Source organism: Microbacterium barkeri, from assembly GCF_027921765.1.
Lineage (GTDB): Bacteria > Actinomycetota > Actinomycetes > Actinomycetales > Microbacteriaceae > Microbacterium > Microbacterium barkeri.
This window is the reverse complement of the sequence record NZ_BSEJ01000003.1, coordinates 131788-147797: the sequence shown is the minus strand read 5'-3', so window position 1 is coordinate 147797 and position 16010 is coordinate 131788. Positions and strand designations below refer to the sequence as shown.

Here is a 16010-nt window from a genome sequence, read left to right as displayed (position 1 = left end):
AGATACGCCGAACGGCATGCCTTCGGGAGCATGCCGCGAGCGCGCGCCGGAAACCGCGTCCGGCGCGCGGAGCGTCGCGGCCGAGCCGCGCGCTCTCTAGGCTGATGCCATGGCGCGACGCGACGAGATCGAGTGCTGGCTGACCGACATGGACGGCGTCCTCGTGCACGAGGAGCAGCCCATCCCCGGCGCGTCCGAGCTGCTCGCGCAGTGGCGCGACACCGGCACGCCGTTCCTCGTGCTCACGAACAACTCGATCTTCACGCCCCGCGACCTCGCGGCCCGTCTGCGCGGCTCGGGCATCGACGTCCCCGAGGAGCACATCTGGACGAGCGCCCTCGCGACGGCGGCGTTCCTCAAGCAGCAGAGCCCCGGCGGCTCGGCGTTCGTCATCGGCGAGGCCGGCATCCTCACGGCGATGCACGAGGCCGGGTTCATCATGACCGAGACGAATCCCGACTACGTCGTCGTCGGCGAGACCCGGAACTACTCGTTCGAGGCGCTCACGAAGGCCGTGCGCCTCATCAACAACGGCGCCCGCTTCATCTCGACGAACCCCGACGCGACCGGGCCGAGCGCTGAGGGCGTGCTGCCCGCGACGGGCGCGATCAACGCGCTCATCACGAAGGCGACCGGCAAGGAGCCCTACATCGTCGGCAAGCCCAACCCGATGATGTTCCGGTCGGCCCTCAACCGGGTCGGCGCGCACAGCGAGAACACGGGCATGATCGGCGACCGCATGGACACCGACATCGTCGCGGGCATCGAGGCGGGGCTGCACACCGTGCTCGTCATGACCGGCATCAGTACGCGGACCTCGATCGAGCAGTACCCGTTCCGGCCCGACGAGATCGTCACCTCGGTCGCGGAGCTGCTCGACCCCGAGGTCGAGGGCGAGGGCGGCGCCGAGCTCGACGCGGGGGTCTGAGGATGTCCGAGCGCGACCTGCTCTTCGCCGCGACGTTCGTCATCACGGCCGGCACCCTCGTCGCGTTCGTCTGGCAGTACATCCGCCGCAACCGCGACGACGACTGAGCGCCTCAGGTCATCGTCGCGACGGCACGCTCCCCGGCACCGCCTCGAGCAGCTCGCGGGCATAATCCGAACCAGGAGTCACGAGCATTCGGGACGCGGGTCCCTGCTCGACGACGCGCCCCGCCCGCATCACCACGACATGGTCGGCGATCTGCCGGACGACGCCGAAGTCGTGCGTGATGAACAGGTAGCCGAGCCCGAGCTGCGCCTGCAGGTCGACGAGAACCTGCAGGATCTGCGTCTGCACCGAGACGTCGAGTGCCGAGACGGGCTCGTCGAGCACGAGCATCTTCGGCTGCAGCGCGAGCGCCCGGGCGATCGCGACCCGCTGCCGCTGTCCCCCCGAGAGCTCGGCCGGCAGGCGCTCGGCCACGTCACCGGGGAGCCGCACGGAGGCGAGGAGGTCGCGCACGCGCCGAGCCTGCTCCGCCCTGCTGCCGATGCCGAAGGCGCGCAGCGGCTCGGAGACGATCCGCTCGATGCTCATCCGCGGGTCGAGGCTGCCGAACGGGTTCTGATAGACGACCTGCACCTCGCGCCGCCACTCGCGCAGCCCCGCGCCGCGAAGGGCCGTGATGTCAGCGCCTCGGAAGAGGATCCGCCCGCCGTCGGCGTCGACAATGCGCGCGGCCATACGCGCCGTCGTCGTCTTGCCCGATCCCGACTCGCCCACGAGTGCGACCGTCTCGCCCTCCGGCACCGCGAAGGAGACGCCGTCGGCTGCGACGACGTCGCCGAACGTCTTCCGCAGGCCCTCGATCTCGAGGAGCGGCGGCCCGTCGGGCGCCGGCGTCGAGTCGCCGACGATCGTCGGCTCGAGGCGACGACTGGTGAGCCCCGGCGCCGCCGCGACGAGCTCGCGCGTGTAGCCGGTGCGCGGGGATCCCAGCACCTCGTCGGTCGTGCCCTCGTCGACGACGAGCCCCTGCTGCATCACGACGACGCGGTCAGCGCGGTCCTTCGCGACGCCGAGGTCGTGCGTCACGAGCAGCACGGCGGTGCCGCGAGATGCCGCGAGCTCCTCGATCTGGTCGAGCACGCGACGCTGCACGGTGACATCGAGGGCGCTCGTGGGCTCGTCGGCGATGACGAGCTCCGGGTCGCAGCTCCACGCCATGCCGATGAGCACGCGCTGCTTCATGCCGCCCGACAGCTCATGCGGGTACTGGCGCGCGCGCAGCTCCGGCCGCGACAGACCCACCTCGCCGAGGATCTCGACGGCGCGCGCGGCGGCATCCGCCCGAGTCATCCGCACGTGCAGGCGCAGGCCCTCGGCGATCTGCTCGCCGATGCGCAGGACGGGGTTGAGAGAGGCGTTGGGGTCCTGTGGCACGAAGCCGATGCGTCCGCCGCGGATGCGCCGCAGCTCTCGCTCGCGCACCCGCGCGAGGTCGAGGCCCGCGAAGCGCACCGCACCGCCCGCGATCCGTCCGTTCTCCGGCAGTCGGCGCACGAGCGCCTGCGAGACGCTGCTCTTGCCCGAGCCCGACTCGCCCACGAGCGCGACGATGCCTCCCCGCGGCACGCGTAGATCGACGCCGCGCACCGCCTCCACCTCGCGCCGCCCGGTGCGGTAGGCGACCTGGAGGCCCTCTACCCGGAGGATGTCGTCGCTCATCGTTCCACTCCGATCACGCGCGCGATGCGGGTGACGGCGAGCACCACGCAGACGATGACGGCACCCGGGAGCACCGTCAGCCACCAGGCGGTGGCGATGTAGTCGCGGCCGTCGCTGACAAGAGCGCCCCACTCCGGCGCGGGCGGCTGCGCGCCGAACCCGAGGAAGCTGATCGTCGAGACCGACAGGATGGCCGTGCCCAGCTCGAGTGCGGCCATCGCGAGCACAGGACGCATCGCATTCGGCAGGATGTGCCGGCCGAGGACGGCGAGAGGGCTCACGCCGAGCGTCGACGCCGCCTCGACGTACTCCTCGCCGCGCACGCGCAGCACCTGCGCGCGCATGACGCGGGCGAAGCTGCCGGCGGCGCCGAGGCCGACGCCGAGCGCGATGCTCCACGCGCCGAACCCCAGCGTGGCGACGACGATGAGAGCGAGCAGGATGCCGGGCACGGCGATGAGCACGTCGACGAACCGCATGACGATGAAGTCGACGACGCGCCCGACGCGTCCGCGCAGGGCGCCGCACACGAGGCCGACCGCTCCCCCGACGAGACCTCCCACGAGCACCGCGGCCGTCGCGGCCGCGAGCGACAGGAAGGCCCCGTGCACGACGCGCGTGTAGACGTCTCGGCCGAGCGCGTCGGTGCCGAAGAGGTGCCCGCCGCCCGGCGCGAGGAGACGGACGGACGGATCTCCCGCGAGCGGATCGCCGGGCGCGAGCAGCTGCGGCGCAAGGGCCATGACCGCGGCGAGCGCGACGATCGCGAGAGAAAGGAGCGTCGTCGGACGCAGCAGGCGGGCCCTCATCGGAGCTCCTCCTTCCGAGCGGGGGTGTCGACCGCGGCGACCGCGGAAGCCGGCTCCGCGCGCACGGAGCGTGTCCGCCCGCGGGGGCGCAGCCGCGGATCGAGCAGCGGGTACGACAGGTCGACGAGCAGCGCCGTGAGCGCGTAGACCACCGCGACGACGATGATGACGCCCTGGATGACGTTGACGTCGCGCGCCTGCACGGCGGCGACGACGACGCGCCCGATGCCGTCGCGCGAGAACACTGTCTCGACGACCGCCGTTCCACCGGCGAGGAAGCCGATGAGCAGGCCGATGCTCGTCACCGACGGCAGCAGCGCGTTCCGCAGGATGTGCCGCCCGAAGACGGCGAGTCGCGAGAGGCCCTTCACATCGGCCGTGAAGACGTACGCGCTCGACTCGGCCTCGCGGATGGCCGCGGAGAAGACCTGGAAGAAGATGGCGCCGACGGGGAGGGCGAGCGTGACGGCGGGAAGCACGACGCTGAGCGGCGAGCGCGCGCCCGAGGCGGGCAGCCATCCGAGCCCGAACGAGAACACGCTGATGAGCACGAGCCCCGTGACGAACGCAGGCACGGCGACGCCGAGGGGCGGCAGCTGGACGAGGGTCTCGCGCAGCCAGCGCCACGGCGAGAGGTACGCGAGGAAGCCGATGACCAATGACATCGCGACCCCGATGACGAGCGCGAGCGCCGCGACGACGAGTGTGCCCGGCACGACGTCCGCGATCATCTGCGCGACCGGCCGCCCCGTGGCGAGCGACGTGCCGAGGTCTCCCGTGAGGAGTCCGCCGAGCTGCGAGAGGTACTGCTCGAGGAGGCCGCCCGCGAGCCCGGCCTCCTCACGCAGCGCCGCGAGCTGCTCGGGGTCGACGGTCGTCGCATCTCCCGACTGCACCGCGAGCGCGGCGAGCACGGGATCGCCGGGCAGGACGCGGATGAGCAGGAACGTCACGGTGTAGGTCGCCCAGACCACGAAGACGAACTGGAGGAGGGGCGCGCCGATCCGCCTGAGGAGGTCGGCGCCCCGTGACGTTCCCGCCGCGGTCATGTCAGCCGAGCTCCACATCGTAGAGGTGGAAGCGCGACGCCGAGTCGAACGCGAAGCCCGTCACCTCCGGCTGGGACGCGTGCAGCTGATAGACCTCGAGGATCGGGAAGAGGTAGCCCTGGTCGATCACGGTCGCCTGGATGTCGTCGAGGATGGCCTGACGCGCGGTCTCGTCGCTCGTCGCCGCCTGCGAGACGAGCATCGCCTCCAGGTCGGCGTCGTCCACGACGGCCCAGTGCGACGGCGCTGCCTGCTCGAACATCACGGCGAGCGCGTCGGGGCCGGTGCGCGTGAGCGCCGCGAACAGCACGTCGTAACTGCGCTCCGCAATCGCGCCGAAGAACCCGCCTGCGTCGGTGAAGTCGATCTGCATGTCGACGCCGATCTCCTTCAGCTGCAGCTGGATGAGCTCCATCATCTGCTGCTCATAGAAGCCGGTCGCCGTGAAGGTGAGACGCTGGCCGTCCTTCTCGCGGATGCCGTCCGCTCCCTCCGTCCAGCCTGCCGCCTCGAGCACCGCGATGGCGGCGTCCGGGTCATAGGCGAGAGCATCCGACTGGCTCGAGTATCCGGAGGTGCCGCTCGAGAGCGCACTGGTCGGGACGTCACCGCCGGCATAGCCGAGCGTCTCGGTGATCTCGGAGCGATCGATGCCGAGCTGGATGGCCTGGCGCACGGCGTCGTCGGCGAGGACGGCGCTCTCGAGGTTGGGGATGAGGCTCGTCGGGATGCCCGGGTTCGCCTTCGCGTAGATCGAGTAGCCCTCCTCCGAGATGCGGGGCTCATCGGCGTACGGCAGCTCTCCGACGATGTCGAACTCGCCCGACTGCAGCCCGCCCACGCGCACGCTGTCCTCCGTGACGACGGCGAACTCGATGCGGTCGAGGTAGGCGTCGCCCTCGTGACCGCGCAGCGGGGACGCCCAGGCGTAGCCCTCGCGACGATCCATCGAGACCTCGCTGTTGGGTGCGTAGGAGTCGTAGACGAACGGCCCGGTGCCGATCACGCCATCCTGGCAGCGCGCCTCCGGCGTCTCTTCCGTGGTGGCGAGAGACACGATGGCGAGGCTCATCGTGCTCGCTCCCTGCAGGAACGCGGCGTTGGGAGCGTCGAACGACACGGTGAACGTCTGGTCATCGGAGACCTCCGTGCCGCTGTACCCCGCGAGGTACTGGCCGGCGAGCGTCGCCGTCGAGCCGTCCGCCGACATCTCGACGATCGCGTCGAAGTTCGCCTTGACGACGTCGCTCGTGAGCGCCGTCCCATCGCTGAAGGTGACGTCGTCGCGCAGGGTGAACGTGAAGGAGGTCATGTCGTCGGCCGACTCGTACGACTCCGCGAGCCACGGGACGATCTCGCCCGTCTCGGGATCCTGGTCGACGAGCGAGTCGACGACCTGGCGCCCGATGTAGAGCGCCTGGGTCACCGTGGGCTGCTGGGGGTCGATGCAGCTCGGGTCGGTCTCGACGGCGAAGACGAGCGTGCCGCCGCCCTGGGACTCAGAGCCGCCCGCGGCGCAGCCGGCGAGGAGCGCGCCGAGCGCGAAGACGGAGCCGGCGACGAGCGCCACGCGGCGCGTAGGTGATGAGTTCACGGTGGATCCTCTCGAGGGGAGGTGGTGCAGGGGGGTCAGGAGGGCAGGGAGCCGGCGACGAGGCGTCCGCGGGAGACGACGGCGACGATGCGGTCGACGTCGATGTGCGAGGCGTCCTCCCACGGACGGCCGTCGACCACGACGAAGTCGGCGGCGAAACCGGGCCGCAGACGGCCGATGCGGTCACCCATCCCGATCGCGTCGGCCGCGTCGCTCGTCGCGGACACGAGGGCGCGCTCAGCAGACCAGCCGAACATGCGCGCCATCAGACGCACCTCGGCGTGCTGCTCGCCGAAGCGCACCATGACGCCGTTCGCATCGGTGCCGAGCACGAAGCGCACGCCCGCCTGGGCGGCGTCCGCGAAGTTCGCGTCGCGCTCGGCGACGACCGCCGCCGCCTTCTCGCGCGCCTCGGCGCTCACCGGCACCGTGCCATCCGCGAGCCGGTCGTTGATCAGCAGCGTCGGGGCGACGGGCACGTCGCGGCCGGTGACCAGGGGCCACAGCTCCGGCACGAGCCCCGTGCCGTGCTCGATCGAGTCGACGCCGGCCTCGAGCGCGCGGCGTGCGCTCGCGGCGTCATGGCTGTGCGCCGCGACGGGCATCGCGAGTGCGTGCGCCTCGTCGATGACCGTGCGGATCTCCTCGTCGGTCTGATTCCGCCATCCGACCCGGTCCCCCATCGAGAGCACGCCGCCCGACGCGTAGATCTTGATGCCGTGCGCGCCCTGGCGAGCCCACTGGCGCACGAGTTTGCGGCATTCGTCTGGGCTGTCGGCCACGGGAGGGCGATGCGGGTAGTGAGGCGGGATGAAGAGGTCGCCGTGCCCGGCCGTCATGCCGACCTGGCCGTGGACCCGCACGCGCGGGCCGATCTGCACCCCGTCGTCGAAGACCCGGCTCACGGCGAGCTGCAGCGCGTCGCCCGCGAGGTCCCGCACGGTCGTGACGCCCGCGCGCATCGCGCGCTGAGCCTGTGCCGCGATGTGGAAGACCTTCTCGGCATCGGGTGTGACGAGCGACCAGGGAGATCCCCACGGCTGCTCGCCCGGGCCGGCGTAGCCGCCGAGGTGGACGTGCGTGTCGATGAGCCCGGGGATGACCGCGAAGCGCGGGGTCTCGTCCGCCGCTTCGGCCTCGACGGCAATGATCTCGTCGCCGTTCCACGACAGGCGACCGGCGCCCAGGGGGCGGGTGCCGTCCCAGATGGCGACGCGGGACAGGGTGCTTTCGGGCACGGGTGCTCCAGAGGACGATCGGTCGTCGTCGGACAGGGTGGGTCCGTCGCATGCGCGTCTGCCATCTTGCGGCCAACGCAACTAATTTACCGACAGTAAAACGTCCGGTGTTACACGCGTGTGTCAGGCGCCTGCCGGATTGACCGACAGAAAGCGAGCAGGGCCGGCGATCACGGCCGTCGGGCCGTGCGGGGTCTCGGCGTCGAGGAGGATGGAATCCCCCGCCTCGAGCACGTGCTCGTCGTCACCGTGGCGGAAGAGGACAGCGCCCTCGAGCATGTAGAGGAACTCGATTCCGGCGTGCTCGTAGAGAGGGAACTCGGCCGCCTCGGCGTTGAGCGTCACGATGACCGGCTCGAGGGAGGGTCCGCTCGTCGACAGCAGGTTTCCCAGGCTCGCGTAGCGGTGCCCCTGGCGGCTTCCCGCACGCACAGACTCCGTGCCCCCACCTGCCTTGACGACGATCGCGGCGCGCGGTGCGTCCGCGCCGCGGAAGAGCGAGGCGACGGGCACCTCGAGGGCGCGAGCGAGGCGATGGATGGTCGTGAGGCTTGCGGAGGTGGTCGCCGACTCGATGCGGGAGATCATCGCGGGCGACAGGCCCGAGCGCGCGGCGAGGTCGCTCGCCGTGAGGCCGGCGGCGAGCCGATGGTGCCGCACGCGATTGCCGACCGTCCGCTCCAGGCGGGAGTCGGCGGCCACGGGCTCGCGGGCGTGCGGGTCGCTCATGCTCCACAGACTAGGCGGCGCGGCGGCGTCTCGACGTCGAGGCTCCTCCCGGGGTCCGCCGCAGACCCGCGGGTACGATCTCAGACGTGAGTCTGAACGAGGTGCTGCTGCGCATCGACCGACTCGCAGCCGGGCGCCAGCGCGACATCCGCGTGCCCGCCGTGCGCCTCGCCGATCCGACCCTGCACCGCGACTGGCTCGTCGTGCGCGTGCTCCTCGGGGTCGCGATCATGCTCGGCGTGAGCGCGCTCGGGATCGCCTTCTGGCTCACCATGCAGGGCATGCCGGAGCCGTTCATGGTGTGGATGCGCAGCGCGGTCGTGCTCGGACTCACCGGCGGGCTCGGCTACTTCTCGTTCCGCGCCGAGCAGGGCTGGTACTGGGCCCACTCGCGCATGCGCCTGTTCTCGTTCATCTTCCCGTGCGTCACCCTGGCGATCGCCGCCATCCCCGGGATCTACCCGCTCTGGATGACCGTCGAGCAGCTCGCCTTCGCCGCTCTCATGCTCGGCGTGGGCGTGCTCCTGACGACGCCGCGCATGCGCGCCGCCTACCGCCGGGCCTGAGCGGGTCGCGGCGTCACCGGAATCGGATGGCCGGGGCGCGTGTGCGCGTGTCGGTCCCGCGGGTCTACACCAGCCCCAGCACTCCGATTCCGCGTACGGGTCAGGCGCGCAGCACGAGCGCGGCGGCGCCGATGATCGGCCCATCGCCGCCGAGCGCGCTGCGGACGACACGGGTGCGCTGCGCGTACGGCAGGGCGGCCCAGTCGCGCAGCGCCGCCGCGACGAGGTCGACGTAGTCGTCGGACACGTTCGAGAAGCCGCCGGAGATCGCGATGACCTCGAGGTCGAGCAGCGACGACGCGTCCGCGAGCGCCTGGCCGACCGTCTTCGCCGACCGCTCGATCGCCGCGCGGGCGATGCGGTCGCCCTCCGCTGCCGAGCGCGCGAGGTCCTCGCCGGTCTCGCCGTGCCATCCCTGCAGCTGCGCCCAGCGGACGCTCGCGGGGCCCGCCGCGATCTCCTCGACGGTCAGCTCGCCGACGTGCATCTGGCCGAGGTGGCCGGCGTTGCCCGACGCCCCTCCGATGGGGATGCCGCCCATCACCACTCCCCCGCCCACGCCCGTCGAGACCACGAGCGACAGGGAGGCGCGCGCGCCCGCGGCGGCGCCGAGCCACGACTCGGCAAGCGCGAGGCATCCGCCGTCGTGCCGGAGACGGACGATCGGATCGAACTCCCCGCTCGAGGCGATGACGGCATCGCGAACCGCCTCGACGAGACCGAAGCCGTGCACGCCGGGCATGTTCACCGGATGGATGGAGCCGGTCGCGAGGTCGATCGGCCCTGCGCTGCCGATGCCGGCGCCCGCGAACTCCGCGCCCTCGGGCAGGTGCGCCAGCGCACGGGAGACGACGTCGGTCACGGCCGCGCGGAGGCCGTCGGGCGTGATGGCGGGCCCCGTGGGTCGACGGTTCCGGCTGGGCGCGAGGATCGCGCCCTCGTCGTCGATGAGCGCGGCGTCGATCTTGGTGCCGCCGAGGTCGACGGCGAGCGCGATGCGGGTCATGAGAGCTCCTCTGCGGATGGCCCGAGGCGCGGGCACCCCACAGCGTAGCGGCGACCGCGATCGCCGCTGTGACTACTGGGCCTCGAGCCCCAGGTCGTCGAGGTCGATCGCCGCGAGCCAGCGGAGGCCCTCGGCCTCGATGCGCTCCTGCGCCCCCGTCCGCCGGTCGACGATCGTCGCGACCGCGACCACCTCGGCGCCCGCCTTGCGCAGCACCTCGACGGCCTTGAGCGGCGATCCGCCCGTGGTCACCGTGTCATCGAGCACGACGACGCGCTTGCCCTCGACCTCGGCCCCCTCGATCTGGCGCCCGCGACCGTGGTCCTTGGGCTCCTTGCGGACGACGAAGGCGTCGACGGGCGTGCCCGCAGCCACCGAGGCGTGCACGACCGCATTGGCGATGGGGTCCGCACCGAGCGTGAGCCCGCCGACCGCCGAGACGCCGTCGATATCGCGGATGAGGTCGAGCATGATGCGGCCGATCGCGGGTGCCGCGCGGTGATCGAGCGTGAGCTTGCGCATGTCGACGTAGTACGTGGCCTTCTTGCCGCTCGAGAGCGTGAAGTCGCCGTGGAAGACCGCGTCCTCCTTGATGAGCCGGATGAGCTCCTGGCGGTCGGCTTCGAGTTCGGGCGTGGATGCGATGGCCATGCGCTCCAGCTTAGAGACGATGGGCTGCCGCGGAGGACGGCGACGGCGCCGTTGACGGCACCCACCCCGCCCAGGTCGCAGTTGGCGGCCCCCAACCGCCGATTCCGGACGCAAACCGCGACCGGAACGGCACTCACCCCCGTCCAGGTCGCACTTGGCGGCCCCCAACTGCCGATTCCGGACGCAAGTCGCGACCCGGACAGCACCCACCCCCGTCCAGGTCGCACTTGGCGGCCCCCAACTGCCGATTCCGGACGCAAACCGCGACCCCGACAGGGCGACGCCCCCGACAAGCGCCCCCAACAAGCGACGGCCCCGACGAGCGACGGCCGTGTCCGCGGCGGGAAATAGGCTGGGAGCATGCGCCTTGCCACCTGGAACGTGAACTCGATCCGCGCGCGCGTCGACCGCATCGTGTCGTTCGCCGAGCGCCAGCACATCGACGTGCTCGCCATGCAGGAGATCAAGTGCAAGCCCGAGCAGTTCCCGTACGCCGCGTTCGAGGCGGCGGGCTACCACGTCGAGGCGCACGGGCTCAATCAGTGGAACGGCGTCGCGATCGCCAGTCGAGAGCCCCTCGAGGATGTGCAGCACGCCTTCGCGGGGATGCCCGGGTTCAAGAAGGGGTACGACGGCGACGACGCTCCGCACGAGGCGCGCGCGATCTCGGCGCTCGTCGGAGGCGTGCGCGTCTGGAGCCTCTACGTCCCGAACGGCCGCTCGCTGAACGACCCCCACTACCAGTACAAGCTGCGGTGGCTCGAGGCGCTCCGCGAGGCGACGCGCGCCCAGCTCGCGGCGGAGCCCGACCTCCCGCTCGCGCTCGTGGGCGACTTCAACATCATCCCGTTCGACGAGGACAACGGCGACCCGGACATCGTGCCGGGCGTCTCGACGCACGTCTCGCAGCCCGAGCGCGACGCCTTCTTCGCGCTCGAGACCGCCGGCGTCTCCGACGTCGTCCGCCCGCTCGTCCCCTCCGGCTACACATACTGGGACTACCAGCGCCTGAAGTTCCCGCGTGACCAGGGAATCCGCATCGACTTCATCCTCGGCTCCCGGGCGCTCGCCGACGCCGTCACGGGTGCGTTCATCGAGCGCGAGGAGCGCAAGGGCGACTCCCCGAGCGATCATGTGCCCGTCGTCGTGGACCTCGACCTCTCTCCTGCGGAGGACGACGACGTGCCGATGATCTTCGGCTGATCAGCCGAGCGCGTCGAGCCAGTCCGCGACCTCGCGCGCGGTGCGCAGCCTCACGAGCGTCACGTCGGGTCGGCTCTCCAGGCGCGCGGGCAGCGCCTCCTCGCCCGTGCGGTACTTGTCGCGTGTTCGCCACGCCCACCGCACGATGTGGTCGGGGTCGACGAGCGCGGAGAGGATCGGCGGCTCGACGTTCCCCGCCCGCCACAGGCGCTCGCGCCGGATCCGGCGCCGGATGGTCCGGCGGATGACGCGCGCCATCGTGACGCGCGTGGGCAGGTCGATCCAGACCACCGCCTCCGCGCGGGCGAGCAGGACAGGCCGCGCGCCCGCGTACTGCCACTCCGTCACCCACGCGTCGCGCGCCGCGAGGTCGCGGACATCGGCAGCGAACGTCGGCCGGGGCTGCCAGCCAGGGCCCCAGTGGAGATCGTCGAGCTCGACGTGCGGGATGCCCGTCCGCTCCGCGATGCGCGCGGCGAGCGTCGACTTGCCCGAGCCGGACACCCCGGCGATGAGGATGCGCCGCGCCGTGAACTCCACCGGAGGAGCCTATCGGCGCGCGCCCTCCGGTCACTCAGTCGAAGGTCCCGGTGCGCACCTCGAGATCGACCGGCGCGTACCGCAGCAGGACCGCTCCGCTCTCCCCCGCCACCGGCGGCGCCGTGAGCCGCAGGGTCGCCGGCGCCGCGCCATCCGGGAAGACCTTCTTCCCGCGGCCGAGCACGACCGGGTACACCCAGAGGCAGAGCTCGTCGAAGAGCTGACGCGAGAGCAGCGTCTGTACGAAGTCGATGCTGCCGATCACGGCGGTGAGCGCGTGACGCGAGCGGATGGCCGCGATGTCGGCCTCCAGATCGTCGCCGATGCGCGCGCTCCCCTGCCATGAGAGATCGGGCTCGCCGCGGGAGGCGACGTACTTGGGCACGGCGTCGAACTTCCGCCCGATCGGCCCGTTCTCACCCGTCGTGTGGTGCGGCCAGTAGCCGGCGAAGATGTCGTAGGTGCGCCGGCCGAGCAGCAGCGCATCCATGGCGTCGATGGCCTGTCCGACCTCGCGGCCGACGGTCTCGTCGAACAGCGGCGCCTGCCAGCCGCCGAAGGGGAACGCACCCGAGGGGTCCTCCTCGGGGCCGCCGGGCGCCTGCGCGACGCCGTCGAGGGTCGTGAAGAGGTCGATGCGGATGCGGCCTCGCGTGCTCGTCTGCTCGTCCATGAGCTCCTCCTGGGGTCAGGCCGCCTCCGCCGTGGCGGTCGAGCGGCCGGGGTCGATGTGGAAGGTCCTCGCGAAGCGCTCGAGGTGCGAGACGTCGCCCACGAGGAGGTGCGCGATCTGCCGATCGATCGCGTCCTGCGGCGCGATCTCGCCCGAGATCACACCGCGGATGCCCGGACCCGCCACGATGACGGCGTCCGGTTCGCCACTCGGGGTCGCCCCGCCGACGGGGGGCGTAGGCGGTGCGAGCTGCGAGACCGCGAGCTGGCCGCCCGCGACGTCGGCGCGCAGCACGACGTCCCCGACGTGCAGCTCATATGCCGTGCTCGGAATAGCCTCGGCGACATCCGGTCGGAACGCGGTGCGCAGAGCCATCGTGAGCGAATCCGGCGTCACGGCGTCGCCCTCCTCCGGCTCCCCCATGCTCTGGAATCCCCAGCGCCCCAGCGCGAGCACGATCGGCTCGAGCTCGCGCCCGTACGGCGTGAGCTCGTAGACGAGCCCGCACCGCGCGATGGGCACGCGACGCACGACGCCCCCCGCCTGCAGCTCCTTGAGCCGCGCGCTGAGGATGTTCGTGGGGATCCGGGGCAGGCCCTGCTTGAGATCGGTGTAGCGCCGAGGGCCGACGAGCAGGTCGCGGATGATGAGCAGCGCCCACCTCTCCCCGACCAGCTCGACGGCCGTCGTCACGCCGCAGTACTGCCCGTAGCTGCGTGCTGCCAAGCGATCAGGCTCCCTGCTCGGCGAAGAAGGCCTCGGGGCCCTTCTCCGCCGCCACCGGGTCCATCCACAGGAACTCGATGATGTTGCCGTCCGGGTCGGCCATGCTCACGGAGTACATGAAGCCGTAGTCCTGGGGATCCTTGTTCTCCGATCCGCCGGCCTCGAGGATCTTCGCGCGGATCGCGTCGACGTCCTCGCGGGAGTCGCGGCTGAGTGCGGTGATGACCTGCGCGCCCTCCGAGCCGAGCACGACCGACTTCGACGTGAAGGTCGCGAAGTACTCCTTCTTGAGGACCATGAAGAAGACGTTCTCGTCCCACTTCACGCACGCGGCGTTCTCGTCGGTGAACTCGGGGACGATCGTCGTCCCGAGCGACTCGTAGAACGCCTTCGCGCGGTCGAGGTCGGTGACGGGCAGGTTGACGAAGATGTGAGTGGCCATGACGGTGTGCTCCTCGCGTATCGCTCTGGTCGGTTTCGCGCCGCCTCTGTGCGGCACGGCACCAGCTTGTTAAAAGCAAGCACGCTTGTCAAGAGCAAGTTCTTCCGTCTCGCGACGGATGTCCGGACGGCGCAGAATGCCTACGGTGGAGGGATGACCGCCACGACCGCGCCCGCCGAGCCCGAGGCGGAGATCGACGAATCAGAGCCGCTGAATCGGCGCGTCACGCCACGGGACCTGCGCAAGGACGCGATCCTCGCGGTCGCGCTCTTCGGTGCGGCCATCGTGAGCATCGCCCTGACCGCCGTCTCCGGCGCGTACCTCACGGAGCCCGAGAACGCGGGGTGGTCGCTCCTCGCGAGCGTGTTCATGACCCTGCCGCTCGCGCTGCGCCGACGGTTTCCCGTCACGGTCGCGGCCGTGATCTGCACCGCGTACTTCGTGGCCACGTCGTTCCAGGTTCCGGAGATCTACGTCAGCCAGGTGACGATGTTCATCGGCATGTTCACGATCGGCGCCTGGGTCGACGATCGACGCCGGGCCGCGCTCGCGCGCGTCGTCATCATCGTCGGCATGTTCGTGTGGCTGCTCGTCACGACCTTCGTCGGCGCGACCGACACCGAAGCGCTCCAGGAGAACTTCCCGGGCGGACTCTCCCCGTACATCGCCTACATGCTGCTCATGTGGCTCATCAACGCCGCGTATTTCGGCGGCGCCTACTATATGGGCAATCGGGCATATGCCGCCGCGCGCGACCGCGCGGTGCTGCAGCGGCGCACGCGCGAGCTCGAGGAGGAGCGCGAGCTCACCGCGGCCCAGGCGGTCGCCCTCGACCGCGTGCGGATCGCGCGCGAGCTGCACGACGTCGTCGCCCATCACGTCTCGGCCATGGGCGTGCAGGCGGGGGCCGCCCGCACCGTGATCGAGCGCGACCCGGAGGCGGCGCGCCGCGCCCTCTCGGTCGTCGAGCAGTCGGCGCGCTCGGCGATCGCGGAGCTCCGCCACCTCCTCGACACCCTCCGGTCGCTCGACGGCGATCCCGACTTCGCGGTCGGCGCGCCCTCGACGCTCACCCTCGAGGGGCTGCCCGCCCTCGCGGAGGTGATGACCGCCTCGGGGACGCCCACGCGGCACGTCGTCGTGGGCGACCCGGTGCCCGTCCCCGACCTCGTGCAGGTCAACCTGTACCGCATCGCGCAGGAGGCGCTCACCAACGCCCGTCGGCACGGCGGCCCCGACGCCCGCGCCGAGATGCGCGTGCGCTACACCCCGGACGCCGTCGAGCTCGAGGTCGTCAACACCGGCCGCGTCGCGCTCGATGCGCGTCCAGGCCTCGGCCAGCTGGGGATGCGCGAGCGCGCGATCGCCTCGGGCGGCCAGCTCGAGCTCCGCCCGCGCGAGCAGGGCGGCTACCTCGTGCGCGTGACCGTGCCGCTGGCCGCGCCCGTCACCGCAGAGGAGGAGCCGTCATGACCTCGCCCATCCGCGTCCTGCTCGTCGACGATCACGCCACGATGCGCGCCGGCTTCCGGATGATCCTCGAGGCGTCGGGGATCGACGTCGCGGGGGAGGCGGCCACGGGGGAGGAGGCGGTCGCCCGCGCGGCCGAGCTGCGCCCCGACGTCGTCTGCATGGATGTCCAGATGCCCGACATGGACGGCATCGAGGCCACGCGCCGCATCGTCGCGGCCGGAACGGCGGCTCAGGTCGTCATCGTGACGACCTTCGACCGCGACGACTACCTCTTCTCCGCGCTCGACGCCGGTGCCAGTGGATTCCTGCTCAAGAATGCGGGGCCCGAGGAGCTCGTGGGCGCCGTGCGGGTCGTCGCCGCAGGCGACGCTCTGCTCGCTCCCGAGGTGACGCGGCGCGTCATCGAGCGGCACACGGCGTCCGCCCCTGCCGCGTTCGCAGGCCCTGCGGACCCGTCTGCGGCGGGTCTCACGGAGCGCGAGCTCGAGGTGCTGCGGCTGCTCGCCCGGGCCATGAGCAACAGCGAGATCGCCCGGGAGCTGTACATCGGCGAGGCGACCGTCAAGACCCATGTGTCGAACCTGCTGCTGAAGCTCGGTGCGCGCGACCGTGTCGCCGCCGTCGTATACGCGCACCGGCATGGGCTGACCTGACGCCT

At 71.5% G+C, this 16010-nt stretch carries 17 protein-coding genes; 5 read left to right on the top strand and 12 right to left on the bottom strand.

Annotation, left to right across the window (positions count from 1 at the left end; translation table 11 throughout):
* Positions 1-109: 109 nt before the first annotated feature.
* Positions 110-928: an HAD-IIA family hydrolase gene (locus PKE79_RS05080; RefSeq protein ID WP_271172582.1), complete on the top strand. Its 819-nt coding sequence runs from the start codon at positions 110-112 to the stop codon at positions 926-928.
* Positions 929-1045: 117 nt separating this feature from the next.
* Here PKE79_RS05080 and PKE79_RS05075 read toward each other — a convergent pair whose 3' ends face one another.
* The 6 genes from PKE79_RS05075 to PKE79_RS05050 all read right to left on the bottom strand — a co-directional run bounded on the left by PKE79_RS05075 (position 1046) and on the right by PKE79_RS05050 (position 8072).
* The gene (locus PKE79_RS05075) at positions 1046-2653 is read right to left on the bottom strand and encodes a dipeptide ABC transporter ATP-binding protein (protein WP_271172581.1); all 1608 of its coding nucleotides are present in this window, start codon (positions 2651-2653) and stop codon (positions 1046-1048) included.
* Positions 2650-3462 carry an ABC transporter permease gene (locus PKE79_RS05070; RefSeq protein ID WP_271172580.1) on the bottom strand — a complete coding sequence of 271 codons (813 nt, stop codon included), beginning with the start codon at positions 3460-3462 and terminating at the stop codon, positions 2650-2652. The genes PKE79_RS05075 and PKE79_RS05070 overlap by 4 nt, the downstream gene beginning before the upstream one ends.
* Positions 3459-4511, bottom strand: coding sequence for an ABC transporter permease (locus PKE79_RS05065; protein ID WP_271172579.1), 1053 nt, complete (start codon positions 4509-4511; stop codon positions 3459-3461). Before PKE79_RS05065 ends, PKE79_RS05070 begins: the two co-directional genes overlap by 4 nt.
* A gap of 1 nt (position 4512) precedes the next feature.
* The gene (locus PKE79_RS05060; protein ID WP_271172578.1) at positions 4513-6105 is read right to left on the bottom strand and encodes an ABC transporter substrate-binding protein; all 1593 of its coding nucleotides are present in this window, start codon (positions 6103-6105) and stop codon (positions 4513-4515) included.
* A 35-nt stretch (positions 6106-6140) separates the two neighbouring features.
* On the bottom strand, positions 6141-7343 hold the full coding sequence (locus PKE79_RS05055; RefSeq protein WP_271172577.1) for an amidohydrolase family protein: 1203 nt from the start codon (positions 7341-7343) through the stop codon (positions 6141-6143).
* A gap of 123 nt (positions 7344-7466) precedes the next feature.
* Positions 7467-8072 (bottom strand): helix-turn-helix domain-containing protein, encoded by a 606-nt coding sequence (locus tag PKE79_RS05050; RefSeq protein ID WP_271172576.1) that lies wholly within the window; start codon positions 8070-8072, stop codon positions 7467-7469.
* A gap of 86 nt (positions 8073-8158) precedes the next feature.
* Between PKE79_RS05050 and PKE79_RS05045 the strand changes: the two genes are divergently transcribed.
* Positions 8159-8638, top strand: coding sequence for a hypothetical protein (locus tag PKE79_RS05045; RefSeq protein ID WP_271172575.1), 480 nt, complete (start codon positions 8159-8161; stop codon positions 8636-8638).
* A gap of 100 nt (positions 8639-8738) precedes the next feature.
* On the opposite strand, the gene PKE79_RS05040 is transcribed toward PKE79_RS05045, so the two are convergent.
* Together PKE79_RS05040 and pyrE are read right to left on the bottom strand one after the other, a co-directional pair.
* The gene (locus tag PKE79_RS05040; protein ID WP_271172574.1) at positions 8739-9644 is read right to left on the bottom strand and encodes an ROK family protein; all 906 of its coding nucleotides are present in this window, start codon (positions 9642-9644) and stop codon (positions 8739-8741) included.
* Between the two features lie 72 nt (positions 9645-9716).
* On the bottom strand, positions 9717-10295 hold the full coding sequence (gene pyrE, locus PKE79_RS05035) for an orotate phosphoribosyltransferase (protein ID WP_271172573.1): 579 nt from the start codon (positions 10293-10295) through the stop codon (positions 9717-9719).
* Between the two features lie 360 nt (positions 10296-10655).
* On the opposite strand from pyrE, the gene PKE79_RS05030 reads away from it, so the two are divergent.
* Entirely contained in the window at positions 10656-11498 is an 843-nt protein-coding gene (locus PKE79_RS05030) for an exodeoxyribonuclease III (protein WP_271172572.1), read from the top strand.
* Here the strand turns inward: PKE79_RS05030 and PKE79_RS05025 are convergent, their stop codons facing one another.
* From PKE79_RS05025 to PKE79_RS05010, 4 genes are read right to left on the bottom strand one after another with little or no spacing between them, the layout of a single operon-like run.
* Positions 11499-12038 (bottom strand): P-loop NTPase family protein, encoded by a 540-nt coding sequence (locus tag PKE79_RS05025; RefSeq protein WP_271172571.1) that lies wholly within the window; start codon positions 12036-12038, stop codon positions 11499-11501. It abuts the gene before it with no gap.
* A gap of 34 nt (positions 12039-12072) precedes the next feature.
* Positions 12073-12711, bottom strand: coding sequence for a dihydrofolate reductase family protein (locus PKE79_RS05020; RefSeq protein ID WP_271172570.1), 639 nt, complete (start codon positions 12709-12711; stop codon positions 12073-12075).
* A gap of 15 nt (positions 12712-12726) precedes the next feature.
* Positions 12727-13437, bottom strand: a complete 711-nt coding sequence (locus tag PKE79_RS05015) for a winged helix-turn-helix transcriptional regulator (RefSeq protein WP_271172569.1) — start codon at positions 13435-13437, stop codon at positions 12727-12729.
* Between the two features lie 4 nt (positions 13438-13441).
* On the bottom strand, positions 13442-13879 hold the full coding sequence (locus PKE79_RS05010) for a VOC family protein (protein ID WP_271172568.1): 438 nt from the start codon (positions 13877-13879) through the stop codon (positions 13442-13444).
* A 153-nt stretch (positions 13880-14032) separates the two neighbouring features.
* On the opposite strand from PKE79_RS05010, the gene PKE79_RS05005 reads away from it, so the two are divergent.
* Complete coding sequence (locus PKE79_RS05005; RefSeq protein WP_271172567.1) at positions 14033-15352, top strand: sensor histidine kinase; 1320 nt, start codon at positions 14033-14035, stop codon at positions 15350-15352.
* Positions 15349-16005, top strand: coding sequence for a response regulator (locus PKE79_RS05000; RefSeq protein WP_271172566.1), 657 nt, complete (start codon positions 15349-15351; stop codon positions 16003-16005). Before PKE79_RS05005 ends, PKE79_RS05000 begins: the two co-directional genes overlap by 4 nt.
* Positions 16006-16010 lie beyond the last annotated feature (5 nt).

What these genes read in the sequence shown, in the direction of transcription:
- PKE79_RS05080 (WP_271172582.1), top strand. Translation starts at nt 110, where the DNA reads ATGGCGCGACGCGACGAGATCGAGTGCTGGCTGACCGACATGGACGGC.
- PKE79_RS05075 (WP_271172581.1), bottom strand. Translation starts at nt 2,653, where the DNA reads ATGAGCGACGACATCCTCCGGGTAGAGGGCCTCCAGGTCGCCTACCGC.
- PKE79_RS05070 (WP_271172580.1), bottom strand. Translation starts at nt 3,462, where the DNA reads ATGAGGGCCCGCCTGCTGCGTCCGACGACGCTCCTTTCTCTCGCGATC.
- PKE79_RS05065 (WP_271172579.1), bottom strand. Translation starts at nt 4,511, where the DNA reads ATGACCGCGGCGGGAACGTCACGGGGCGCCGACCTCCTCAGGCGGATC.
- PKE79_RS05050 (WP_271172576.1), bottom strand. Translation starts at nt 8,072, where the DNA reads ATGAGCGACCCGCACGCCCGCGAGCCCGTGGCCGCCGACTCCCGCCTG.
- PKE79_RS05040 (WP_271172574.1), bottom strand. Translation starts at nt 9,644, where the DNA reads ATGACCCGCATCGCGCTCGCCGTCGACCTCGGCGGCACCAAGATCGAC.
- pyrE (WP_271172573.1), bottom strand. Translation starts at nt 10,295, where the DNA reads ATGGCCATCGCATCCACGCCCGAACTCGAAGCCGACCGCCAGGAGCTC.
- PKE79_RS05030 (WP_271172572.1), top strand. Translation starts at nt 10,656, where the DNA reads ATGCGCCTTGCCACCTGGAACGTGAACTCGATCCGCGCGCGCGTCGAC.
- PKE79_RS05020 (WP_271172570.1), bottom strand. Translation starts at nt 12,711, where the DNA reads ATGGACGAGCAGACGAGCACGCGAGGCCGCATCCGCATCGACCTCTTC.
- PKE79_RS05010 (WP_271172568.1), bottom strand. Translation starts at nt 13,879, where the DNA reads ATGGCCACTCACATCTTCGTCAACCTGCCCGTCACCGACCTCGACCGC.
- PKE79_RS05005 (WP_271172567.1), top strand. Translation starts at nt 14,033, where the DNA reads ATGACCGCCACGACCGCGCCCGCCGAGCCCGAGGCGGAGATCGACGAA.
- PKE79_RS05000 (WP_271172566.1), top strand. Translation starts at nt 15,349, where the DNA reads ATGACCTCGCCCATCCGCGTCCTGCTCGTCGACGATCACGCCACGATG.